19 protein-coding genes are annotated in these 23,394 nt (G+C 72.4%); 9 read left to right on the top strand and 10 right to left on the bottom strand.

Annotated elements, in window-relative coordinates:
- Positions 1-452: 452 nt before the first annotated feature.
- A complete protein-coding gene (locus ABZ117_RS32050; protein ID WP_356825911.1) occupies positions 453-1,025 on the top strand; it encodes a DJ-1/PfpI family protein in 573 nt (190 codons plus the stop codon).
- A gap of 61 nt (positions 1,026-1,086) precedes the next feature.
- Here ABZ117_RS32050 and ABZ117_RS32045 read toward each other — a convergent pair whose 3' ends face one another.
- Both ABZ117_RS32045 and ABZ117_RS32040 read right to left on the bottom strand, forming a co-directional pair.
- Positions 1,087-1,755 carry an HAD family hydrolase gene (locus ABZ117_RS32045; protein WP_356825909.1) on the bottom strand — a complete coding sequence of 223 codons (669 nt, stop codon included), beginning with the start codon at positions 1,753-1,755 and terminating at the stop codon, positions 1,087-1,089.
- A gap of 48 nt (positions 1,756-1,803) precedes the next feature.
- Complete coding sequence (locus ABZ117_RS32040; RefSeq protein ID WP_356825907.1) at positions 1,804-2,316, bottom strand: hypothetical protein; 513 nt, start codon at positions 2,314-2,316, stop codon at positions 1,804-1,806.
- 331 nt (positions 2,317-2,647) lie between these two features.
- Between ABZ117_RS32040 and ABZ117_RS32035 the strand changes: the two genes are divergently transcribed.
- Positions 2,648-3,136 carry an Rv3235 family protein gene (locus ABZ117_RS32035; protein ID WP_356825905.1) on the top strand — a complete coding sequence of 163 codons (489 nt, stop codon included), beginning with the start codon at positions 2,648-2,650 and terminating at the stop codon, positions 3,134-3,136.
- A gap of 360 nt (positions 3,137-3,496) precedes the next feature.
- On the opposite strand, the gene secA is transcribed toward ABZ117_RS32035, so the two are convergent.
- A complete protein-coding gene (gene secA / locus ABZ117_RS32030; protein WP_356825903.1) occupies positions 3,497-6,307 on the bottom strand; it encodes a preprotein translocase subunit SecA in 2,811 nt (936 codons plus the stop codon).
- A gap of 252 nt (positions 6,308-6,559) precedes the next feature.
- Between secA and ABZ117_RS32025 the strand changes: the two genes are divergently transcribed.
- Together ABZ117_RS32025 and ABZ117_RS32020 are read left to right on the top strand one after the other, a co-directional pair.
- Positions 6,560-7,129, top strand: a complete 570-nt coding sequence (locus tag ABZ117_RS32025) for a GNAT family N-acetyltransferase (protein WP_356825901.1) — start codon at positions 6,560-6,562, stop codon at positions 7,127-7,129.
- 52 nt (positions 7,130-7,181) lie between these two features.
- Complete coding sequence (locus tag ABZ117_RS32020) at positions 7,182-8,363, top strand: crosslink repair DNA glycosylase YcaQ family protein (protein WP_356825899.1); 1,182 nt, start codon at positions 7,182-7,184, stop codon at positions 8,361-8,363.
- Here the strand turns inward: ABZ117_RS32020 and ABZ117_RS32015 are convergent.
- From ABZ117_RS32015 to mtnA, 7 genes are all read right to left on the bottom strand, one after another.
- Positions 8,360-9,106, bottom strand: coding sequence for a response regulator transcription factor (locus ABZ117_RS32015; protein WP_356825897.1), 747 nt, complete (start codon positions 9,104-9,106; stop codon positions 8,360-8,362). The genes ABZ117_RS32020 and ABZ117_RS32015 overlap by 4 nt on opposite strands.
- Before the next feature lie 204 nt (positions 9,107-9,310).
- On the bottom strand, positions 9,311-10,063 hold the full coding sequence (raiA, locus tag ABZ117_RS32010) for a ribosome-associated translation inhibitor RaiA (RefSeq protein ID WP_356825895.1): 753 nt from the start codon (positions 10,061-10,063) through the stop codon (positions 9,311-9,313).
- A gap of 266 nt (positions 10,064-10,329) precedes the next feature.
- Positions 10,330-11,199, bottom strand: a complete 870-nt coding sequence (locus ABZ117_RS32005) for a ComF family protein (protein ID WP_356825932.1) — start codon at positions 11,197-11,199, stop codon at positions 10,330-10,332.
- Between the two features lie 106 nt (positions 11,200-11,305).
- Positions 11,306-13,144, bottom strand: a complete 1,839-nt coding sequence (locus tag ABZ117_RS32000) for an LpqB family beta-propeller domain-containing protein (protein WP_356825893.1) — start codon at positions 13,142-13,144, stop codon at positions 11,306-11,308.
- Positions 13,134-15,410 carry an MtrAB system histidine kinase MtrB gene (gene mtrB / locus ABZ117_RS31995; protein WP_356825891.1) on the bottom strand — a complete coding sequence of 759 codons (2,277 nt, stop codon included), beginning with the start codon at positions 15,408-15,410 and terminating at the stop codon, positions 13,134-13,136. Before mtrB ends, ABZ117_RS32000 begins: the two co-directional genes overlap by 11 nt.
- 1 nt (position 15,411) lies before the next feature.
- Positions 15,412-16,101, bottom strand: coding sequence for a two-component system response regulator MtrA (mtrA, locus tag ABZ117_RS31990; RefSeq protein WP_187279108.1), 690 nt, complete (start codon positions 16,099-16,101; stop codon positions 15,412-15,414).
- A 202-nt stretch (positions 16,102-16,303) separates the two neighbouring features.
- Positions 16,304-17,446, bottom strand: a complete 1,143-nt coding sequence (gene mtnA / locus ABZ117_RS31985) for an S-methyl-5-thioribose-1-phosphate isomerase (RefSeq protein ID WP_356825889.1) — start codon at positions 17,444-17,446, stop codon at positions 16,304-16,306.
- 140 nt (positions 17,447-17,586) lie between these two features.
- Here mtnA and ABZ117_RS31980 point away from each other — a divergent pair, with 140 nt between their 5' ends.
- Genes ABZ117_RS31980 through ABZ117_RS31960 form a run of 5 tightly spaced genes read left to right on the top strand, consistent with a single transcriptional unit; the run spans position 17,587 to position 23,230 of the window.
- Positions 17,587-18,963 carry a hypothetical protein gene (locus ABZ117_RS31980; RefSeq protein WP_356825887.1) on the top strand — a complete coding sequence of 459 codons (1,377 nt, stop codon included), beginning with the start codon at positions 17,587-17,589 and terminating at the stop codon, positions 18,961-18,963.
- Between the two features lie 4 nt (positions 18,964-18,967).
- Positions 18,968-19,744, top strand: a complete 777-nt coding sequence (locus ABZ117_RS31975) for a DUF4129 domain-containing protein (RefSeq protein ID WP_356825885.1) — start codon at positions 18,968-18,970, stop codon at positions 19,742-19,744.
- Positions 19,741-20,937: a DUF4350 domain-containing protein gene (locus tag ABZ117_RS31970; RefSeq protein ID WP_356825883.1), complete on the top strand. Its 1,197-nt coding sequence runs from the start codon at positions 19,741-19,743 to the stop codon at positions 20,935-20,937. The genes ABZ117_RS31975 and ABZ117_RS31970 overlap by 4 nt, the downstream gene beginning before the upstream one ends.
- Positions 20,937-21,926 (top strand): MoxR family ATPase, encoded by a 990-nt coding sequence (locus tag ABZ117_RS31965; protein WP_356825881.1) that lies wholly within the window; start codon positions 20,937-20,939, stop codon positions 21,924-21,926. The genes ABZ117_RS31970 and ABZ117_RS31965 overlap by 1 nt, the downstream gene beginning before the upstream one ends.
- Entirely contained in the window at positions 21,926-23,230 is a 1,305-nt protein-coding gene (locus ABZ117_RS31960; RefSeq protein WP_356825879.1) for a DUF58 domain-containing protein, read from the top strand. The genes ABZ117_RS31965 and ABZ117_RS31960 overlap by 1 nt, the downstream gene beginning before the upstream one ends.
- Positions 23,231-23,394 lie beyond the last annotated feature (164 nt).

Here is a 23,394-nt window from a genome sequence, read left to right as displayed (position 1 = left end):
CGTGGGGGGTATTCGGCCATTTCCGGCACACCCGTCGACTGTGACGCTGCTCTCGGCACCGCCGTGTCCCGGAGCGTCCTCGGCGTCCCGGGGGCACCGGTGCCCCCGTCCCGCCCGCGAAGATCGGCGATCGCCGCCCGGTCACGGAGGTACTCCGTGCGGCCCGGGCGCGGGGCAGGAGCGGCATCGCCCCCGCGGGATATCGCGCTGATCACGCCACAAGGCTATCGCCACCTACCCGGGGCCCGTCATGAGCCGTATGTGTACAAAACCGGGGGGTGAAGTTTGACGTTCTGCACAGCGGCGGTACGCGTTCGGGTGGCGTAACCGGCGATCCGGTCGCGCCCCCGCGCCCGCGGACGCACCCTGAGAAACACCGGGCCCCCTTGGCAAGCGCCTCCGGCGGGGGCACGCTGCCCAGTGTGCCCGGAGTCTGCCCGGAGGAGCCGACCATGCCCACCCAGATCCTGATCGTCACCGGCGACGCGGCGGAGTCCCTGGAGGTCCTCTACCCCTACCAGCGGCTGCGCGAGGAAGGCTACGACGTCCACATCGCGGCCCCCACCCGCAAGACCCTCCGCTTCGTCGTCCACGACTTCGAACCCGGCTACGACACCTACACCGAGAAGCCCGGGTACACCTGGCCCGCCGACCTGGCCTTCGCCGAGGTCGACCCCGGCCGGTACGCGGCCCTGGTCATCCCCGGCGGCCGGGCCCCGGAGTACCTGCGCAACGACCCCGAGCTCCGCAAGATCCTCAAGGCATTCTTCGACGCGGACAAACCGGTCGCCCAGATCTGCCACGGCCCGCTGCTCACCGCCGCGATCGACTCCCTCCAGGGCCGCCGGGTCACGGCCTACCCCGCGCTGGAACCCGACATGCAGGCCGCCGGCGCGGGCTTCCAGGACACCGAGGTGGTCGTGGACGGCACGCTGGTCTCCGCCCGCGCCTGGCCGGACCACCCGGCGTGGATGCGGGAGTTCCTGAAGATCCTGCGCACGAAGGCACCGGTCACGCCGGCGTGACCCGGCACCGCATACGGCCCGGAGCGGCCCGGCATCGCCGGGCCACCGGTGCCATGCCCGGCTACGCCGCTATCCTCCGCGCCTCCGCCACGGCCTCGGCCAGGGTGTCCACCACCGGCACCCCGACGGCCTCCAGACCGGCCCGGCTGTGCGAGCCCCCGGTGTACAGCACGGCCCGCGCTCCCACATGCAGCGCGGCGACCGCGTCGTCCGCCGCGTCCCCGATCACCACGGTCCGCTCCGGCGCCACCCGCCCCGCCAGCGCCTCCAGATGCCGCACCATGTGCTCGGCCTTGCTGCCACCGGACGGACCCGTACGCCCGTCGACCCGCAGGAAGTGCGCCTCTATCCCGAAGCCCCGCACCAGCGGCACCAGGTCCTCGTGCCCGTACATGCTCAGCAGCGACTGGCTGTGTCCCGCCGACCGCCACCCGGCGAGCAGCTCCGCCGCGCCCTCGGTGAGCGCGCACCGCACCCGGTGCTCGGCGTAGTGCCGGTGGAAGACCGCGTCCATCAGCTCCCACTCGGCGCCCGTCGGCAGCCGGCCGAGCAGCCGCTCGTAGAACTTCGGCACCGGCACGCAGTACAGCGAGCGGTACTGCTCCAGCGTGATCGGCGCGAGGCCCAGCTCGGCGAAGGCCGCGTTCGTCGCCCCGATGATCGCGTCGTTGTCGTGGAACAGCGTTCCGTTCCAGTCCCAGACGATGTGCGCGTTTCCCTGCGTCCCCATGCCGAGAACCGTACCCGCCGCCACTGACAATCACGGCTCCCGCCCAGGTCAGGCCCGTCCGACCAGGTTGGGGATCTCCTGCGTGGCGTACCACAGCAGCTCGTGGTCGTCCGCGCCGTCCACCACGAACCGCGCGTCGTCGTCACCGCCGTCCGCCGCCGCGAGCGCGTCCGCCGCCGCGCGCACGTCCCGCTCCGCGTCGTCCGCGTCGACGTGCACGGCGGCGGCCTTGGCCAGCGGCACCGCCGTCCGCACCGTCACCTCGCCCAGGGCGGCCGGGTCGAGTCCGCGGTCGGGGTCGGCGCTCGCGGCGCCGTCGGGCACGTCCACGGCGACGACGACCCGGCGCCGTACCGCGCCCGGGTCCGCCGCCAGCAGCCGCAGCGAGGCGGCGGCGGCCCGGCCGAGCGCCGCGTACTCCAGCTCCTCGATGTCGTCGGAGAGGTACCACTCGCGCAGCGCGGGGGTGACGGCGTACGCCACGAAGGGCCCGCTGCCCAGCTCACCCGTCTTGTGCGCCTCGGCGAGAGCGGTGAGGGTCAGGGGGACGTAGACGCGCATGCTGGCCGCTCTTTCCTGGTCAAAGGCTCCGCTGGGCCCCCGGGAGGCAGCGGACCGGCGCGCCTCCCGGCGGGCCTTCAGGATACGTGCGCCCGTCCCCTTTCGGGCCCCTGCCCGACACCGCCGGAGCGTCCACTCCCGTCCGCCGGTTCACCCTCCCCCGCCGCGTCCCGGCGCGGTGCGCGGCCCCTCGTCTCCCTCGGATAGGTGAACCTCGCGGCCCCCGCCCCGCCCGCCGCCACCTCCTTGCCCGCGCCCGCCGCGGCCCGTACAAGATCCCCACCAGCTAGTTACCGCCCGGTATCAACCGGGCCCGCCGAACGGGGACCCCATGAACAAGGTCATGAGCCGCGCCGCCGCCCAGCCCCGGCCGCGTCACCGCCCGCCCACCCGCCGCGACTCCCGCCGCCCCGGAGGCGCGCCGCCCCGCACGCCCAGCCGGCCGGCAGCCGCCCTCACCGCCCCGCAGAGGCCTCCGGCCGGGCCTGTGCCGACCGTACGGCCCCCTCGCCCGACGGACCTCTTCGCCGACCGTCTGCTGGCCGTCCTGAGCGGTCAGCGGCCCGTCCACTGGATGCTCCGCCACACAGCGGGCCGCGCCTACGACGACCTCGCCCGCCTCGCCGAACACAGCCCCCTGCGCACCCTCACCCCCCGCCCGGTCGTCCACGACATCGGCTACTACGTCCCCAGCGAAGGCGCGCTCGAGGTCTTCGCCCGCGTCAGCACCGGGGACCGGCTCCGCGCCCTCGCCTTCCGCCTGGAACGGGGCAAGGACCTCCGCTGGCGCTGCACAGCCGTCGAAACGGGCCCGCGATAGCCCTGCCGGGGGGCGGGGGCCGTTGTGCGGGGGCGTTGTGCGGGTGCGGGTGAACGGGTCGCGCAGTTCCCCGCGCCGCGCGGGCGGAGCCCATGGAGCGAGGACCACCCTCAGCACCCAGGGGCGCGGGGAACTGCGCACTCAGCCCCCACACACCCGCATCCGCACACCCACCCCCACAACCGACGGCACCCACACAGCCGGGACCAGCCGCAACACCCCAAGGGCGCGGGAACTGCGCGCTCAGCCCCCAGACACCCGCACCCGCACACCCACCCGCACCCAACCGCCCCGTCACTCCCACCGCAACGCGAAGGGCCGGACCCCCGGAGGGATCCGGCCCGCTTCGAGCGATCGGCGTTACTTCTTGCGGCGGCGTCCGCCCTTGGCCTGCCGGCGGCGCTCGGCGCGGGTGAGCCCGTCCGACTCGCTCCGTACCGGCTCCTCGTCCTCCAGGTCACGCTCGACGATGCCGCCCTCACCGTCCACGGTCGGCGCGGAGAAGTGCAGCTCCCGCCGCTGCGGAACGTCCAGCCCCTTCGCGCGGATCTCGGGACGCGCGCCCGCCTGCGCCGGCACCGTGTCGTGCACGCCCTCGCCGACCGGCAGGGCCTCCTCGACCGGGACCTCCTCGACCTGCTGCTCGACCTGGACCTCCAGGTTGAACAGGTAGCCGACGGACTCCTCCTTGATGCCCTCCATCATGGCGGTGAACATGTCGAAGCCCTCGCGCTGGTACTCGACCAGCGGGTCCTTCTGCGCCATCGCGCGCAGGCCGATGCCCTCCTGGAGGTAGTCCATCTCGTAGAGGTGCTCGCGCCACTTGCGGTCCAGGACCGAGAGCACGACCCGGCGCTCCAGCTCGCGCATGATCTCGGAGCCGAGCTGCGCCTCACGGGAGGCGTACTGCTCGTGGATGTCCTCCTTGATGGACTCCGAGAGGAACTCGGCGGTCAGGCCCGCGCGGTCGCCGGCCGCCTCCTCCAGCTCGTCGACGGTGATCTTCACCGGGTACAGCTGCCGGAAGGCACCCCACAGCCGGTCCAGGTCCCAGTCCTCGGGGAAGCCCTCGGCGGTCTCGGCGGCGACGTACGCGTCGATCGTGTCATCCATGAAGTGCTGGATCTGCTCCTGGAGGTCCTCGCCCTCCAGTACGCGCCGGCGCTCGCCGTAGATGACCTCACGCTGCCGGTTGAGCACCTCGTCGTACTTCAGCACGTTCTTACGCGTCTCGAAGTTCTGCGTCTCCACCTGCGCCTGCGCGGACGCGATCGCGCGCGTGACCATCTTGTTCTCGATCGGCACGTCGTCCGGCACGTTGGCCATCGACATCACGCGCTCGACCATCTGCGCCTTGAACAGCCGCATGAGGTCGTCGCCGAGGGAGAGGTAGAAGCGGGACTCACCGGGGTCGCCCTGGCGGCCGGAACGGCCGCGCAGCTGGTTGTCGATGCGGCGCGACTCGTGCCGCTCGGTGCCCAGCACGTACAGCCCGCCGAGGGCCTCGACCTCTTCCTTCTCGGCCTTGACCGCCGCCTCGGCCCGCTCCAGGGCGGCCGGCAGGGCCGCGGCCCACTCCTCGATGTGCTCCTCGGGGTCGAGGCCCCGCTGGCGCAGCTCCGCCTCGGCGAGGTCCTCGGGGTTGCCGCCGAGCTTGATGTCCGTGCCGCGGCCGGCCATGTTGGTGGCCACGGTCACCGCGCCCTTGCGGCCGGCCTGGGCGACGATCTGCGCCTCGCGGTCATGCTGCTTGGCGTTGAGCACCTCGTGCTGGATGCCGCGCTTGCTGAGCTGCTGCGAGAGGTACTCCGACTTCTCGACGGAGGTGGTGCCGACGAGGATCGGCTGCCCCTTCTCGTGCTTCTCGGCGATGTCGTCGACGACCGCCTCGAACTTGGCGACCTCGGTGCGGTAGATGAGGTCGGACTGGTCCGCGCGGACCATCGGCTTGTTGGTCGGGATGGGGACGACGCCGAGCTTGTAGATCTGGTGGAACTCGGCGGCCTCGGTCATCGCCGTACCGGTCATGCCGGACAGCTTCTTGTACAGGCGGAAGAAGTTCTGGAGGGTGATCGTGGCGAGCGTCTGGTTCTCGTCCTTGATGTCCACCCCTTCCTTCGCCTCGATCGCCTGGTGCATGCCCTCGTTGTAGCGGCGGCCGGCGAGGATACGTCCGGTGTGCTCGTCGACGATCATGACCTCGCCGTCGATGACGACGTAGTCCTTGTCCTTCTTGAACAGTTCCTTGGCCTTGATGGCGTTGTTCAGGTAACCCACGAGCGGGGTGTTCACCGACTCGTAGAGGTTGTCGATGCCCAGCCAGTCCTCGACCTTGCTGACCCCGGACTCGTGGATGGCGACCGTGCGCTTCTTCTCGTCGACGTCGTAGTCGCCGGTCTCCTCCAGGCCCTTGAGCGGGTTGCCGGCCTCACCGCGCTTGAGGCGCGTGACCAGCTTGGCGAAGTCGCCGTACCACTTGGTGGCCTGGTCGGCCGGGCCGGAGATGATCAGCGGCGTACGGGCCTCGTCGATGAGGATGGAGTCGACCTCGTCCACGATGGCGAAGTTGTGGCCGCGCTGGACCAGCTCGTCCTGCGACCAGGCCATGTTGTCGCGCAGGTAGTCGAACCCGAACTCGTTGTTCGTGCCGTAGGTGATGTCGCACGCGTACTGCTCACGACGCTGAGCCGGCGTCATGTTGGCCAGGATGCAGCCGACCTCCAGGCCCAGGAACTTGTGGACGCGGCCCATCATCTCGGAGTCACGCTCGGCCAGGTAGTCGTTGACCGTGATGAGGTGGACGCCCTTCCCGGACAGGGCGTTCAGATAAGCGGGCAGCGTGCCGACGAGGGTCTTGCCCTCACCGGTCTTCATCTCCGCCACATAGCCGAGGTGGAGCGCGGCGCCGCCCATCATCTGGACGTCGTAGTGCCGCTGGCCGAGGACACGCTTGGCGGCCTCGCGCACGGTGGCGAACGCCTCGGGGAGCAGATCGTCCAGGCTCTCACCGTCGGCGTACCGCTGCTTGTACTCATCGGTGAGGGCGCGCAGCTCGGCGTCGGAGAGGTCGACGAAGTCCTCTTCGATGGAGTTGACCTGGTCCGCGATGCGGTGCAGCCTGCGCAGGATCTTGCCTTCGCCTGCACGCATGATCTTCGAGAGGACGGACACGGGGGCTGGTCTCCTTGCCGGTCGGGCCTGGGACGGTCGGGTTTCCTTGTGACGTACTGAGCAACGGCCATCGTATGCGAGGACCCGGCTGCGCCGGGAGGTCTGGCGGCGCGACGGCTGCTTCACCCGGGACAACGGACGGGGCGGCCGGATAGTGCCGCACCGGACCCGGATTTGCGCGGAAAGTGATCACCCGGTCACACAACGCGGAACCGGATGGCCACCCGGGTGCGCGCCGAGCAGAATCGGGCGATGCGACCCGTCACGCTCACCACGGACCGTCTCGTGCTCCGCGCCGTCGGCCCCGCCGACACCGACGCGGTGTACGTGGCCGTACAGGACCCCGACATCCAGCGCTGGACGACGATCCCCTCGCCGTATCTGCCGGAACACGCGCTCACCTTCACGGAGCAGATCGTCCCCGACGGCTGGGCGCAGGCGTCGATGTTCGGTTTCGGGGTGTTCCTCACCGGCGGCGCACTGGCCGGCGTGCTCGGCCTGACGATGCGCTCCCTGGGCATGGCCGAGATCGGCTTCTGGGCGGCCCGGGAACACCGCGGCAACGGGTACATGACCGAGGCCACCCTCACCGCCTGTCGGTGGATCTTCACCGAGGTCGGCGTCGACCGGGTCGAATGGCGCGCCGAGGTGGGCAACCACGCCTCCCGCGCGGTGGCCGAACACGCGGGATTCACCATCGAGGGCACCCTGCGCTCCGCCCTCAACAACAAGGGCGTGCGCCGGGACTGCTGGGTCGGCTCCCTCCTCCCCTCGGACCTCGGCCTGCCCTCCACGGCCACCTACCTGCCCGCCCGTTCGTGACGAAGGCACAGCTCGGCGCGGACTGTCAGTGGCACCCTCTATCGTCCGACCCATGACGACCCTTCCGTCCCCCACCACCACCCTCACCGCGGACGACGCCCGCCGGATCGTGCTGCGGGCCCAGGGCCTTCTCGGCGCACCCGACCGGCGTGCCGGGGTCCGCGGGGTGCTGCGCCACCTCGGCGCGGTGCAGCTCGACACCATCTCGGTCCTCGCCCGCTCCCACGAACTCGTGCCGTACGCCCGCCTGGGCGCGGTCGGCCGCAAGGCCGTGGAGGCCGCCTACTGGTCGGACGCCCACGCCTTCGAGTACTGGTCGCACGCGGCCTGCATCCTCCCCGTCGAGGAATGGCCGCACTTCGCCTTCCGCCGCCGCGCCTACCGCAACCGGCCGCACTGGAACCACGACCTCCCCGACGGTGTCTACGACCAGGTCGTCAAGCAGCTGCGCACGGAGGGCCCGCTGACCGCCACCGAACTGGGCGGCGCGAAGCGGACGAGCGAATGGTGGGACTGGTCGGGCACCAAGGTCGCCGTCGAGCGCGCGCTGATGTACGGCGAGGTGGTGTGCGTGGAACGGCGCGGCTGGAAGCGGGTGTACGACCTCGCCGAGCGCGCGATCCCCGGCGAGCTGCTGCACGACGAGCTGGACGACACCGCATGCCTGCGCCGCCTGGTCCGGCTGGCGGGCGAGTCCCTCGGTGTCGGCACGCGCGCGGACATCGCCGACTACCACCGCCTCAAGGGCGAGCAGGTCGACGCGGTGATCGCCGACTCGGGCCTGGTGCCGGTGGAGGTCGAGGGCTGGGGCAGACCGGCCTGGGCCGACCCGGCCGCCCTGGCGGCGCCGCCGCGCGGCCGGCACCGCACCACGCTGCTGTCGCCGTTCGACTCCCTGGTCTGGGAGCGGGCACGCACGGAGCGGATCTTCGGCTTCACCCACCGCCTGGAGGCGTACGTGCCCAGGCCCAAGCGGGTCTACGGCTACTTCGCCATGCCGGTGCTCGCCGGCGGCCGGCTGGTCGGCCGCGTCGACCCGGCCCGTGAGGGCCGCACGCTGGTGGCCAGGCAGGTCACCCTGGACGGCCCGAAGGCGGCCCCGGCGGTCGCCCAGGCCCTCGTCGAGGCGGCGAGCTGGGTGAACTGCACGGACGTGCGCGTGGAACGCGTGGACGCACCCGAGCTGCGCGAGCCCCTCACCCGAGAACTGTCCGGGCTGCTCGGACAGCGCTAGCGGATCTCGAGGATCTTCTCCCGCATCGCGTAGACCACGGCCTCCATCCTGGAATGCAGCTGCAACTTCTCCAGGATGTTGCGGACGTGGTTCTTCACGGTGTTCTCGGAGATGAACAACTCCTTGGCGATGTCCCGGTTGTTCATCCCCGTCGCCACGAGCTTGAGGACCTCCAGCTCCCGGTCCGTCAGCCGGGGCGCGGGCACCAGCCGGCGCTCGTCGGTGCGCTGGATCATCGACTTGAACTCGGTGAGGAGTTTGGACGCCATCGAGGGGCTGATCTGCGACTGCCCGTCGGCCACCGCGCGAATGGCCGTGGCCACCTCGTCGGTCGAGATCTCCTTGAGCAGGTATCCGGTCGCGCCCGCCTTGATCGCGTCGTAGAGGTCGGCCTCCTCGTCGCTGATCGTCAGCATGATGATCTTCGCGCTGGGCGCGACCTCCTTGATGGAGGTGCAGGCCTCGATGCCGCCGCGCCGGGGCATGCGGACGTCCATCAGCACGATGTCGGGGAGCAGGTCGGCGGCCTTGTCGACGGCCTCGGCGCCGTCGCCCGCCTCACCGACGACCTGGATGTCCTCCTCGGCCGCGAGGACGATCTCCAGGCCGCGCCGGAAGAGGGCGTGGTCGTCCACGACCAGGACCCTGATCGGCTCCTTGCGTGCGGAGTCCGCGTCCGGGTCCCTGCCGATGACATCGTCACCGGCGCCCCCGTCCCGCATCGGTCCGAAGGTGTCCGCCATCGTTCCTCCCCCTGAAGGCTGTGGCCTGTGGTCCTGTGCCATCGCCAACCCAAGGCAGCGGCCCACCGGTTGGGCCGATGCGGCCATGATTCCATGCCCGGGCACCACCGAGGTGACATGCGGGGCGTGAAGTGGTCGCACATCGGTGCCCCTGGGGGCGCACAGGCGCTCCAGGGGCACCGGCCGAGCTTCATGCCGGGCGGGTCAGCCGCCCAGCGTGCCACCCGCCGCGTGCGGGTCCGTCTCGGTGACCATCGGGTCCGTGCTGAGGTGGATCACACCGTAGTCGTAGGCGTGCCGCCGGTAGACGACGCTCGGTTCCTTCGTCTCGGCGTCGACGAACAGATAGAAGTCGTGGCCGACCAGTTCCATCTCGTACAGGGCCTGGTCGAGGCTCATGGGGGAGGCGACGTGGGTCTTCTCGCGGACGACGAGGGGGCCTTCGCCCTTGACCTCCAGCGGGCCGATCTTCTTGGTCGGCACCGCGTCCTGCTGCTCCTCCTCCGGGACGAGGAGGCCGCTGTCGTTCAGCGTGGCCACACCCGGCACCTGGTCGGCGATCTCCGCCACCGACGCCCGGTGCGCGCCCCGGCGTGAGAACCGCTTGTCGTGCTCCTTCCGGAGCCGGGCGTCCAGCTTCTCCGCCGCCAGGTCGAGTGCCGCGTACGGGTCGCTGGCCGCTGCCTCCGCGCGGATCACCGGACCGCGGGAGCGGAGCGTGATCTCCACTCGGTCACAACGGTCGGCCTGTCGGGGGTTGGGCTCCTTGGACACCTCGACGTCGAGGCTGATCACCTTGCCATCGAGCTTCTGGATCTTCTCCAGCTTCAGCTTCTCGGCCACATGCTTGCGGAACCGCTCGGGCACCTCGGTCTTGCGGCCTTTGACGACGATGTCCACGCAGAACTCCGTTCCCGGATCGCTCCGCTGTCTGGGCGGAGCGTCTCCCTTTCGCACCAGGTCCGGTGATCACCGGACCTCGGACTCGGTGACTTCCACCTCCTCCTCCCCCATGGACGAGATCTCCACCCCACCGGTGCGGGTGATTGCGAAAAACCCGCAGCACGGCATTCGGATATGCGAGGTGTGGCCTGCGCCTTTCCTCACAACCGAACATATCTCGCCCGGACGGATGGCGTCACCCTCTACTACGAGGTACCTCCGTTGGGGTGAATAACCCCTGTCGTACCCCCCTCACTACCTGCAACGACGCAGATCGACGATCAGTTCCTGTTCATTTCGAAAGAATCCCACGGCGCGGCGACCACCGCGGCGTGGAGCAACCGCCCGGAGGCGTTCGGTACCACCATTTCCGGTGCACCCAGCACCCACTTCCTCTCCTCCGCCCGTGCACCGTTCCGTTGTTCTCCCCTACCTTCCCGGCTTGCGGCCGCATACACGGCCGTTCCGCCATCGCGACGGGACACCCCCGCCGCCCGCAGGGCCCGCGCCGCCTCAGCGAGACTGGCGCCCGTCGTCATCAGGTCGTCGACGAGCACGACTCGGCCCGCGCCGAGCAGCCGGCCGCTCCCCGCGGTGGCCTCCAGGGCGCCGGCGAGGTTCTCCAGACGCCGCCGCGCGTCCAGACCGGCCTGGTCCGCCACGGCCCGCCGCTGCCGCAGTACGGCCGCCACCCGGGCCGGTGTCCCGGTGCGCCGCAGCTCCCGGGCCGCCGCGAGCGCCATCCGCCGTACCGGATCGTGCCCGCGCGCCCGCACCGCCCACCGGGCGGAGGGCACCGGCACCAGCAGCACCGGCCCTCGCCACGGACGCCCGCCCGGCCCGCCACCGGCCGCCGGTCCGCGAAGCCCGGCACGCACGGCTCCCGCCAGCGCCGTGCCGAGCGTCCCGGCGAGCGCCAGCGCGCCGCGCTCCTTGTGGGCGAGCAGCAGCGTCCGCACCTCCGCCGCGTACGGAGCCACCGCGTGCACCACCGGCAGCCCGGCCGGCTCCGGCACCGGCCGCACCCGCCGCGCCGCGCCTCCGTCCACCGCGGCCCGGCAGCGCGGGCAGAGCGCCGTACGAGGTGCCCCGCAGCCCGCGCAGTCGGCCGGCAGCACCAGGTCGGTGAGGTCCTGCCACCACCCCCGCATGCCCACCACTGTGCCCATGCCGCCGCCGGTCTGCCACCCCTGTGGAAAACCCCTGTGGAAAACGCGGAGCACCGCGCGCCGCGGGGCGGGTGCCGGGTCCGCGTCCTCAGCCCGGATAGACCGGCGCCGTCCCGTCCTTGTCGATCTTCTGCCACTGGGCGCCGGACGGCAGTCGTACGATCCCGTCGTCCGAGTAGGCCACCAGCGGCACCCGCTCGTTCTCGGAGGCGGCGATCGCCTTCACGCCGGGGAGCGCGCCGGGTGCCGGGCTGTCGAGCGCGGAGCCGTCGATCTGGACGTACCGCATCTGCTGCACACCCCCGTGCTCCTGTCCGACGACGAGCAGTCTGCTGTCACCGGCCCAGGAGATGGCGCTGACCTCCTCCAGGTCCGGTGCCGGCGAGTGCAGTCCGTCCACGGAGATGCCCTGCCCGGTGCCGTCGTCGCGCTGGATCCGGCCGATCGACAGGGACTGCTTGCCGTCCTTCTCCACGACCAGCGCGATCCGCGTCCCGTCGGCGGCCACCCGCGCGTCCGTGATGCGGCCCGGCAGATCCGGGACCGCGACCTGCTGCGGCTTGCCGCCGCCCTGTTCCACGACGAACAACCGCGGCCGGTGCGGGTCCCGGTCGGCCACCCACAGGTCGCCGCGGGCGTCCCAGCTCGGCGTGGCCAGCCGCTCCGCCGGCGCACCGCCGGCGCTGGACACCAGCGGGTCGCCCAGCGAACCGCCCGCCGCCAGCGAAGACGTGTACAGCGACGCGCCCCGGTCGCCGACCACGGCCGCGGTGTCCTCGTCCCGCGACACGGCCACCGACAGCAGCCCGTTGCCCCCCTCGCCCAGCGGCCCGGGCACCCGGTCGGCGCCGGCGCCGGTGCCGGTGCTGCCGGTCGGCATCCGCACCAGCCGGTGCTTGCCGTCGAGGAAGTACAGGTACTCGGGGCGCCTGGCCGACCCGTGCCAGGCAACGGACTCCGCGCGCTCCTCGCTCACCTCGCACAGCCGGTCGGCGTCCGCCCCCCGCAGCTCCACGGACTCCAGCGTCGGCACGAGGTTGCGCAGGGTGAACAGCACCTGCGTCGCCATCTCGGTGCACTTGCTGGCCGTGACCTGGGAGGACTTGAGGTTGAGCGGCACGGTCAGCTTGTTCTGGTCGTCCGGTGCCAGCCCGGAAACGCCCTTCTTCAGCGCCGTACCCGTCGGGAAACTCGACCGGACCACCGGGCCGAGCCAGGTGGTGGGGCCGTGCAGCAGCGACCGGACCAGCTGCGTCATCGGGTCCACCTTGCTGCGTACGAACACCGGATCGGCGACCGCCACCGGCTGCCCCCCGGACCCCACCACCGTGTTGGAGGCGAAGTAGTACTTGTCGACGGAGGTGTAGTTCCGCTGGAAGTCCGACTTGCCCATGACGACGCCGTCGGGCAGCCCGTCGATGCGCCACTGCCCGCTCTTGGGGTTCTTCGTCAGGTGCAGTTTCTTGCGGTAGGGGGCCTCGGCGGGCTGGTAGGCCTGCTGCGCGTCGACCGTGGCGACCTGGGCACCGGTCAGCACACAGGTCGCGCTGTTGGTCTCCTCCCGGCCTCCCGGGTTGCAGTTGGTCGCGATGCTGGGTCCGTTGGCGAGGACCGTCGTCGAGCGCTCCGGCCGCCAGACGCGCGCCGCGTCCGCGGTCAGATACTTGCGCGCCGTGTCATAGCCGGGGTCGTCGCTGGTCAGCGCCTCGAGGAAGCCCTGCATGATCTCGCCGGGACCGACGCCCTCGGCGGGCGGCATGGCGAACACCCGCACTCCGGTGTCCTGTCGCGGTGTGGACTCCACATCCCGCAGGTCCCCGCTGTCGGGCATCGAGGCGCACCCGGCGAGCACCACGATGCCCAGAGCGGCGTACGCCACCGCGCGCCCCGGCCGCCGCCGTGCGCCCCCCGTGCGGTCAGCGGCCACGAAATGCCTCCCCTGGCTGGTGCGAGTCCTCCGGCATGGCCGCGTCCGACGCGGACGCGGCCGGCTGGTCCTCGATCAGTCGGTCCTCGTTCGATCGGTCCGCGTCCGGCCGGTTCACGTTCGTTCGGTCCACGTCCGGCCGATCCTCATTCAGTCGGCCCGTGTCCGGCCGGTCCACGTCCGGCCCGTCCGCGGCGGCTGCCGGGCGGGCGGCCGAGCGGTCGTCCGGGCGGGCGGCCGAGCGGTCGTCCGGGCGGTCGTCCGGGCGCCGGGCGCCGCCGGCGGGCCGGGGCACCACGCGGGCCCCGTTGCCGGGCAGGGCGGTCGGGTCGGCGGCGGGGCTGTCGGTGGCCAGCCGCGGCGCGACCGATGCCCGCGGCGGCAGCGCGGGCGCCTGCGCGCCGCCCTGCTGCACCGGGACCGTCGCCCGCTTCTCCTCGTCCCCGCGGCGCTGGCCGGCGTCGTCGAGGCCGCGGTTGCGGCGCGAGTCCTTGGGTTCCAGCGGTATCGGGGAGCCCCGCAGCGGTTCGTCCGCCGTCCTGGGCAGCGTCAGCCGGAACTGCGAACCGCCGCCCGGCTCGCCCCACGCTTGCAGCCAGCCGCCGTGCAGCCGCGCGTCCTCCAGGGCGATCGACAGCCCCAGGCCCGTACCGCCGGTGGTACGCGCGCGTGCCGGGTCGGCCCGCCAGAAACGGCTGAACACGCGGGTCGCCTCGCCGGGCTTCAGTCCGACGCCGTAGTCACGCACCGCGATGGCCACCGCCCCGCCCGCGGCGGCGAGTCTGACGACGACGTCCCTGCCCTCACCGTGCTCGACGGCGTTGACGACGAGATTGCGCAGTACGCGCTCCACCCGCCGGGCATCCGCCTCGGCGACGACGGGCTGCTGGTCACCGCGCACCCGTATGTGGGTGCCCTTGCGCTCCGCGAGCGGCTCGGCGCCGCTCACGACCCGCCGGACGACCTCCCTGAGGTCGATCGGCTCGGCCTCCAGCGCCGCCGCCCCGGCGTCGAACCTGCTGATCTCCAGCAGGTCCGCGAGCAGCGACTCGAACCGGTCCAGCTGGTCGGCGAGCAGTTCGGCCGACCGCGCGGTCACCGGGTCGAAGTCCTCGCGCGCCTCGTGGATGACATCGGCGGCCATCCGGACGGTGGTCAGCGGGGTGCGCAGCTCGTGCGAGACGTCCGACACGAACCGGCGCTGCATCCGCGACAGTTCCTCCAGCTGCTGGATCTTCACCTGGAGGTTCTGCGCCATCTTGTTGAAGGCCTCGCCCAGGCGCGCGATGTCGTCCTCGCCGGTGACCTTCATCCGTTCCTGCAACCGCCCGGCGGACAGCCGCTCCGCGATCCCGGCCGCCATCCGCACCGGCGTGACCACCTGCCGCACCACCAGCCAGGCGATGGCGCCCAGCAGCACGACCACGAACAGCCCGGCGGTCGCCAGAGTGCCCTTGACCAGGCTCAGGGACTTCTCCTCCTGCGTGAGCGGGAAGAGGTAGTACAGCTCGTACGACCGTCCGTTGGGGTCGTTGACCTGCTTGCCGATGACCAGCGCCGGCTGGGATTCCTTGCCGTTGGAGTAGACGATCCGCGTGTAGCTCTGGGCGGCCGTCGTACCGCTGTTGACCCGCTCGCGCAGGTCCGCGGGCACGCTGGAGGTCGGGCTGACATTGCCGGAGCCGCGCGGGCTGCGTCCGCCGCCGCTGTCGTCGCCGACGGGCAGCGTCACCACGTCGAAGGCGCCCGCGCCGCCGCTGGACAGCGACTCCACGAGATCGCTCATCCACGGGATGACGTTCTGCGACTGCCGCCCGTCCGGGGTCACCGTGCCGTCACCGGCACCGGTCCCGGCGGCCGTACCCGTACCCGTCCCGCCGGCCGCCTCGTCCGCCTTCTGCTTGGCCACCGCGAACCCGCCCGTGGCCTGGCTCTGCGACGCCTTCACCTTCGCGTCGAGCAGGCCGTTGCGCACCTGCCCGATCACGACGAAACCCAGCAGCAGGACGACACCCAGCGACATCAGCAAGGTCGTGGCGACGACCCTCAGCTGGATGTTGCGCCGCCACAGCCGCATCACCTGCAGCAGCGGTCGGCGCACCCAGCGCAGGAACAGCCGCAGCACCGGGCTGCCCTGGACACCTGCCTGCGGCAGTCCGCCCTGCAACAGCCGCCTGAGACGCGCGACCACCGCCGCCCGGCCGACAGGCCGCCCCGGACGGGTCCCGGACCTGCCGGGGGCCGAAGCGGCACTGTCCCCGGGCATGTCAGCTCGGTCCGGCCTTGTAACCGACGCCACGGACGGTCACCACGATCTCCGGCCGCTCCGGGTCCTTCTCGACCTTGGAGCGCAGCCGCTGGACGTGGACGTTGACGAGGCGCGTGTCCGCGGCGTGCCGGTAGCCCCACACCTGCTCCAGCAGCACCTCGCGGGTGAACACCTGCCACGGCTTGCGCGCGAGCGCGACCAGCAGGTCGAACTCCAGCGGGGTCAGCGCGATCGACTGCCCGTCCCGCTTCACCGAGTGCCCGGCCACGTCGATGACCAGGTCACCGATGGTCAGCTGCTCCGGCGCCGGCTCCTCGGACCTGCGCAGCCGCGCCCGGATCCGCGCCACCAGCTCCTTCGGCTTGAACGGCTTGACGATGTAGTCGTCGGCACCCGACTCCAGGCCCACGACGACATCGACGGTGTCGCTCTTGGCCGTGAGCATCACGATCGGCACCCCGGACTCCGCCCGGATCAGCCGGCACACCTCGATGCCGTCCCGTCCGGGCAGCATCAGGTCCAGCAGCACGAGATCGGGCTTGGACTCACGGAAAGCAGCCAGCGCCTTGTCGCCGTCGGCTACGAAAGACGGCTCAAAACCTTCACCACGCAACACGATGCCGAGCATCTCGGCCAGTGCGGTGTCGTCGTCGACGACAAGGACTCGTCCCTTCATAAACGACATCATCCCATTCTCGTAACGACGACAGAGGCGCAGGTGAGCAGGCTCACTGGCCTGTGACGATAGTCGTACTCAGCCGTCACTGTCTGCCCCGGTCCGCTGCCGCCCGGCCGGACCCTGGCCCGTGGAGGGCCGGACGTCCGCCGCGGCGGCCGGGCCAGGGCCCCGGAAAGAGCCGCTCCCGCAAGGCCCGGCCGGTATCGCGCCCTCAGCCGGCCGTCACCTGGCGCGACCTGGCGCACAGCTCCGCGAGGGCCTCGGCCGTCACGGGCGAGACGACTCCCTCCTCGGTGACGATGGCCGTCACCAGCTCGGGCGGCGTCACATCGAACGCCGGGTTGTACGCCTGGGTTCCCAGGGGCGCCACCGGTATCCCGCCCCCCGCTCCCGCCACCGGCACCTGCGGCGCCGCGATCTCGGTCACCTCGTAGCCGGGACGCTGCTCGACCTCGATGGACGCCCCGTCCGGGGTGTCGGGGTCGACGGTCGTCAGCGGCGCCACCACGATGAACGGCACATGGTGGTAGCGGGCGAGCACGGCGAGCGGATAACTCCCCACCTTGTTCGCCACGGAGCCGTCGGCCGCGATCCGGTCCGCCCCGACCAGCACCGCGTCCACCTCGCCCGCCGCGAACAGGGAACCCGCCGCGTTGTCGGTGAGCAGGGTGTACGCCATGCCGCTGCGGGCCGCTTCGTACGCCGTCAGCCGGGCGCCTTGCAGCAGCGGACGCGTCTCGTCCACCCACAGCCGCCGCAACCGCCCCGCCCGGTGCGCCGCGAGCACCACCGCGAGGGCCGTGCCCTCCCCGCCCGACACCAGTGAGCCGGTGTTGCAGTGCGTGAGAACCCGGTGCCCGCCGGCGGGCAGCAGTTCATCGAGCAGCGCCAGTCCGTGGGCGGCCATCCGGACGCTGCCCTCGGCGTCCTCCCGATGCAGCGCCCGCGCCGCGGCGAGCGCCGCCACCGCGGCGGCGGTGGGGTCGCCGGTACTGGCCAGCGCCGCCTGGTGCGCGGCCCGGGCCCGGCGCACGCCGACGGACAGGTTCACCGCCGTGGGCCTGGCCTCTTCGAGCGCCCGCGCCGCGTCGGCCACGTCGAAGCCGCGCGCGGCGGCGAGCGCGACGCCGTACGCCCCCGCGATGCCGAGCAGCGGCGCCCCGCGCACGGCGAGCGAACGGATCGCCTCCACCAGCGCCGACGCGTCCGTGCACACCAGCTCGGCCTCTTCGGCCGGAAGCCTCGTCTGATCGAGAAGGACCAGTACGGGTCCCTCGGGTGGTTCCTCCCACCGGATCGCCGGTATCTCGGTCGGCCGCCTGTCCTCACCGGTTCGCACCTGCTGATCAGCCATGCCGTCAGTCTGCCCCGGAAACGGCGGACAATTGAAGGTGGCCACCCCCTACCGCGGCCGGTCGTGCCATGACCGGACCATGGCACGATGGCTGCCAACCTGCCGCCGCGACCGCGGAAGGGCACCGAGAAGGAGCTTCGATGACAGACACTCCGGGCTGGGCCTCGCCCGGATCCGCCCCGTCGCCCGAGGGGCGGGAACCCGGTGCGTCCGGCCCTGCCGAGCCCGCCGACCGCCCCGGCCCCGCCGCCCCCGCACCGCAGGCGGGCGCGAAGGCGCAGGGCCCGGGCGCGAAATGGTCCGAGGAGCAGCCGCCACCCGGCCAGTGGCCCGCGCCCACCGGCGCCCCCAGCCCGGACCAGGCCCCGCCGCCCCCGCCGCCCGGCCCCGGCTGGGACGGCCGACACCCCGGCGGCCCCGGCGGCTGGGGCACCCCCGGCCCCGGTCCCGGCGGCTACGCCGGTTACGGCGCCCCCGGCGGCCACCCCGCCTGGGGCGGTGGCTGGGGCGGCCCCCCGCCCGCGGCCAAGCCCGGTGTCATCCCGCTGCGCCCGCTCGGCGTCGGCGAGATCCTCGACGGCGCCGTGTCCACGATGCGCACGCACTGGCGCACGGTCCTCGGCATCGCCCTGGCGGTCGCCCTGATCACGGACATCAGCCTGGTCGTCCTGCAAGGCCTCGTCCTCGACGACGCCCTTGCCCGGACATCCCTGGACAGCCGCACCGCCACCCCCGACGAGGTGTTCCGCGCCCTGCGCGAGACCATGATCGGCTCGGGCATCGTCACGGTGATCTCCGTAGCCGCCATCATCGTCGCCACCGCCCTGCTCGCGACCATCACCAGCCGCGCCGTGCTCGGCAGGACGATCGGCATGGGCGAGGCCTGGCGCGAGGCCCGGCCGCAGCTTCCCAGGCTGGCCGGTCTGCTGCTCCTGCTCGGCCTGATCATCGTCGGTGTGTTCGTCGCCGGGGCACTGCCCGGTTTCCTGGTCCAGCAGACCGGCGGCAGCGAGGCCGGCGGATCCGCGCTGCTCGCCTTCGGACTTCTCGGGGCCGTGGCCGTCGCGCTGTGGCTGGCGATCCGCTACAACCTGGCCGCGCCCGCCCTGGTACTGGAACGGCAGGGCGTCGTGAAGGCCCTGAGCCGCTCCGCCAAGCTGGTACGCGGCGCCTGGTGGCGCGTCCTCGGCATCCAGGCGCTCGCCTGGATCATCTCCAGCATCGTCTCGGCGATCGTCACCATCCCCTTCGCCGCCATGGGCGCCGCCGTCAGCGGCCACGGCATGAACGACTTCCTCACCACGGGCAACGGGCACATCGGCTGGACGTTCCTGATCATCCGGGGGATCGGTTCCCTGATCGGCACCACGCTCACCCTCCCGATCAGCGCCGGCGTCACCGTGCTCCTCTACATCGACCAGCGCATCCGCCGCGAGGCCCTCGACCTCGAACTGGCCCGCGCAGCCGGCGTCCAGGACCACGGCACCGGCGCCCCCGGCGCCGTCCCCGGGAGCTGATGCGGTGAGCCTCACGGGGGGCATTCTCACGGCGGCCCCACCCGGCGCCGCCGCCACGGCCGTACGGCGCCTGCTGCGTGCCACGGACACCGCCGTCCTGGCAGCCGGCGGCTCGGGGGACGAGCCACCGGTGACCATCTCGCGCGATCCCGCGCGGGAAGCAGCCCGGCGCGAGCTGTCCCGGCGGATGTACCACGAGAACGACCCCAGCCCGTTCCAGCGCGCCCTGAACGCGTTCTGGGACTGGCTCGACCGGCTGTTCGGCTCGGCCGCCTCGGCGACACCCGGCGGCACGGTGGGCCTGCTCGTCGTGATCCTCTTCGTCGTCGCCGTCCTGGCCGCCCTCTGGTGGCGCCTCGGCACCCCCCGCCGTCGGCCCGCCTCCGCCGCCACCCTGTTCGGCGACCGCCCCCGCAGCGCCGCCGACCACCGCGCGGCCAGCGAGGCACACGCCGCCCGGGGCCACTGGAACCAGGCAGTCCAGGAACGCGTGCGCGCCCTCGTCCGCTCCCTGGAGGAACGCACCCTGCTCGACGTACGCCCCGGCCGCACCGCCGACGAGGCCGCCGCCGAGGCCGGCCGCGTCCTTCCCGCGCACACGGACCGACTGCGCGCCGCCGCCCGGGAGTTCGACGACATCACATACGGCGGGCGCGCGGCCGGCGCACAGTCGTACCACCGCGTCGCCGCACTCGACCGCGACGTAGAACGCACCCGGCCGAGTCTCGCCGACAGCAGCACCGGCACGGCCGACACCACCCGCCAGGGGGCCGCCGAGTGATCACCGAGGCCCCGGCCCCGGCCACCTCCACCGCACCCACCGGACGCCAGGTGTGGACCCGAGCGCGGGGCATCGCGCTCGCCGCCGTGCTGATCCTGGCCGCCGCGGTCGCCATGGCCGCCGTACGCTCCACCAGCCGGCACGGCGACCTGGACCCGCGCTCCGCGGACCCCTACGGCAGCCGCGCCGTCGCCCGGCTCCTCGCCGACCGCGGCGTGGCCACCCGTGTGGTCACCACCCTCGGCGCGGCCCGCGCCGCCACCGGCCCGGACACCACCCTCCTGGTCGCCGTACCCGACCGGCTGACACACCGACAGCAGGACGACCTGCACGCGGCGACGGCGTCCTCCGGCGGGCGGACCGTCCTCGTGGCAGCCGGCAGCTGGTCCGTCGAGCGGCTCGCCCCCGGAGTCACCGCCGACCCGGCCACCAGCCTCCACTCCGCGCTCACCCCCCACTGCCGCCTGCCCGAGGCCCGGCGGGCGGGCAGCGCCGACACCGGCGGCATCCGCTACACCACCACCCACCTCGGCGCCGACTCCTGCTACCCCAGCGAGCGCCTCGCCACCCTGCTGCGCGTCCCGGCGGCCTCCGGGAGCGGCGACACCGTCGTCCTCGGCGCGCCCGACATCCTCCGCAACAACCGCCTCGACAAGCAGGGCAACGCCTCGCTCGCCCTCCAACTCCTCGGCTCGCGCCCCCATCTGGTCTGGTACCTCCCCTCGCTGTCCGACGCCTCCGCCACCGGCACCGGCGAGCGGAAGGACTTCCTCGACCTGCTCCCCGAGGGATGGCTCTGGGCCACTCTGCAACTCCTCCTCGCGACGGCCCTCGCCGCCTTCTGGCGGGCACGCCGCTTCGGCCCCCTCGTCGCCGAGAGACTCCCCGTCGCGATCCGTGCCTCGGAGACCACCGAAGGCCGCGCCCGCCTCTACCGCAAGGCCGACGCCCGTGACCGCGCGGCCACCGTTCTTCGCTCGACCACCCGCACCCGCATCGCCCCCCTCGTCGGCGTCCCCCTCGCCCGGGCGCACACGCCCGAGGCCCTGCTCCCCGCCCTGTCCGCCCACCGCACCGGCGACGGACGAGCCCTGCACTCCCTCCTCTTCGGACCGCCGCCCGGCGACGACGCGGCCCTCATCGCACTCACCGACCGACTCGACGCCCTCGAAAGAGAGGTACGCCGCTCATGATGGCCCCGACCACTGACAACGCCGGGCAGACCGGGGATGCGGGCACCGCCCGGGCCGCCCTGGAGGCACTGCGCACCGAGATCGCCAAAGCCGTGGTCGGCCAGGACCCCGCCGTGACCGGACTCGTCGTCGCTCTCCTCTGCCGTGGTCACGTCCTGCTCGAAGGGGTCCCCGGGGTCGCGAAAACGCTGCTCGTCCGCGCCCTCGCCTCCGCTCTCGAACTCGACACCAAGCGCGTCCAGTTCACCCCCGACCTGATGCCGAGCGACATCACCGGCTCCCTCGTCTACGACACCCGCAGCGCCGAGTTCTCCTTCCAGCCCGGCCCGGTCTTCACCAACCTCCTCCTCGCGGACGAGATCAACCGCACCCCGCCCAAGACCCAGTCGTCCCTGCTGGAAGCCATGGAGGAGCGCCAGGTCACGGTCGACGGCACGCCCCGGCCGCTCCCCGAACCGTTCCTGGTCGCCGCGACCCAGAACCCGGTCGAGTACGAGGGCACCTACCCTCTCCCCGAGGCACAGCTGGACCGTTTCCTGCTCAAACTGACGGTCCCCCTGCCGTCCCGGCAGGACGAGATCGACGTCCTCACCCGCCACGCCTCGGGCTTCGACCCCCGCGACCTGCACGCCGCCGGCGTACGCCCCGTCGCCGGGCCCGCCGACCTCGCGGCGGCCCGTGCCGCCGTCGCCGGGACGACCGTCTCCCCCGAGATCACCGCCTACGTCGTCGACATCTGCCGCGCCACCCGCGAGTCCCCCTCCCTCACCCTCGGCGTCTCCCCTCGCGGAGCCACCGCCCTGCTCTCCACATCACGCGCCTGGGCGTGGCTGACGGGCCGTGACTACGTCATCCCCGACGACGTGAAGGCCCTGGCCCTGCCCACCCTCCGCCACCGGATCCAGTTGCGCCCCGAGGCGGAGATGGAGGGCGTGACCACCGACTCGGTCATCAACGCCGTCCTCGCCCACGTCCCGGTCCCCCGCTGATGGCACTCACCGGACGCGCCGCGCTCCTCGCGGCCCTCGGCTCGATCCCTGTCGGCGTCCTGGAACCGGGCTGGACCGGAATCCTCGCGGTCAACGGCTCCCTGGCCCTGGCCTGCGCCTGTGACTACGCGCTCGCCGCGCCCGTACGCCGTCTCGCTCTGACCCGCTCCGGCGACACCTCGGCCCGCCTCGGTGAAACCGCCGACGTCACTCTCACGGTCACCAACCCCTCTCCCCGTCTGCTGCGCGCCCGGCTCCGGGACGCCTGGCCACCCAGCAGCTGGCAGCCAGGCACCGAGCCCTCTCGGCACCGACTGACCGTGCCACCGGGCGAACGCCGGAGCGTGACGACCCGGCTGCGTCCCACCCGCCGCGGCGACCGGCAGGCCGACCGCGTGACCATCCGCTCCTACGGCCCCCTCGGCCTGTTCTCCCGCCAGGGCACGCACCGACTGCCCTGGACAGTACGAGTCCTCCCCCCGTTCACGAGCCGCAAGCACCTCCCGGCGAAACTCGCTCGATTGCGTGAACTCGACGGCCGCACCAGCGTGCTGACCCGTGGCGAGGGAACGGAGTTCGACAGCCTTCGCGAGTACGTCCCGGGAGACGACACCCGCTCGATCGACTGGCGGGCCACCGCTCGACAGTCCAGCGTGGCCGTCCGCACCTGGCGGCCCGAACGCGACCGGCACATCCTTCTCGTCCTGGACACCGGCCGCACCTCGGCCGGCCGCGTGGGTGACGCGCCGCGCCTGGACGCCTCGATGGACGCCGCACTGCTCCTGGCGGCGCTCGCCGCCCGCGCCGGCGACCGCGTCGACCTGCTGGCCTACGACCGCCGGGTACGCGCCCTCGTACAGGGCCGTTCGGCGCGTGACGTGCTGCCGTCCCTGGTCAACGCGATGGCCACAGTGGAGCCTGAACTGGTCGAGACGGACGCGCGGGGTCTGACGGGGACGATCCTGCGTACGGCACCGCGACGTTCGCTGATCGTGCTCCTGACGACACTGGACGCGGCTGCGGTGGAACAGGGGTTGTTCCCGGTCCTGCCGCAGCTCGTCCAACGCCACACTGTCCTGGTCGCCTCGGTGGCGGATCCGCACATCGCCCGCATGGCTCAGGCCCGTGGCAGTGTGGAGGCGGTGTACGAGGCCGCGGCAGCCGCTCAGGCTCAGAGCGAGCGTCGGCGTACTGCGGAACACCTTCGTCGTCACGGGGTGACGGTGGTGGACGCGACGCCGGAGGATCTGGCGCCGGCTCTGGCGGACGCGTATCTGGCGCTCAAGGCTGCGGGACGACTCTGATCCGCGCGATCCCATACCTTCGCTGCGGCGGATTACGCTGCGGAATATCCGCGGATATCACCACCCCTGAACGCAGAAAACCCCCGCATCGAAGATGCGGGGGTTTTCCCAAAGATTGTTCGGCGGTGTCCTACTCTCCCACAGGGTCCCCCCTGCAGTACCAT

It is taken from the genome of Streptomyces sp. NPDC006309 (genome assembly GCF_040613095.1).
Taxonomy (GTDB): Bacteria; Actinomycetota; Actinomycetes; order Streptomycetales; family Streptomycetaceae; genus Streptomyces.
Note: the sequence above shows the minus strand (reverse complement) of the source record. Positions and strands in the feature narration are given on the sequence as shown.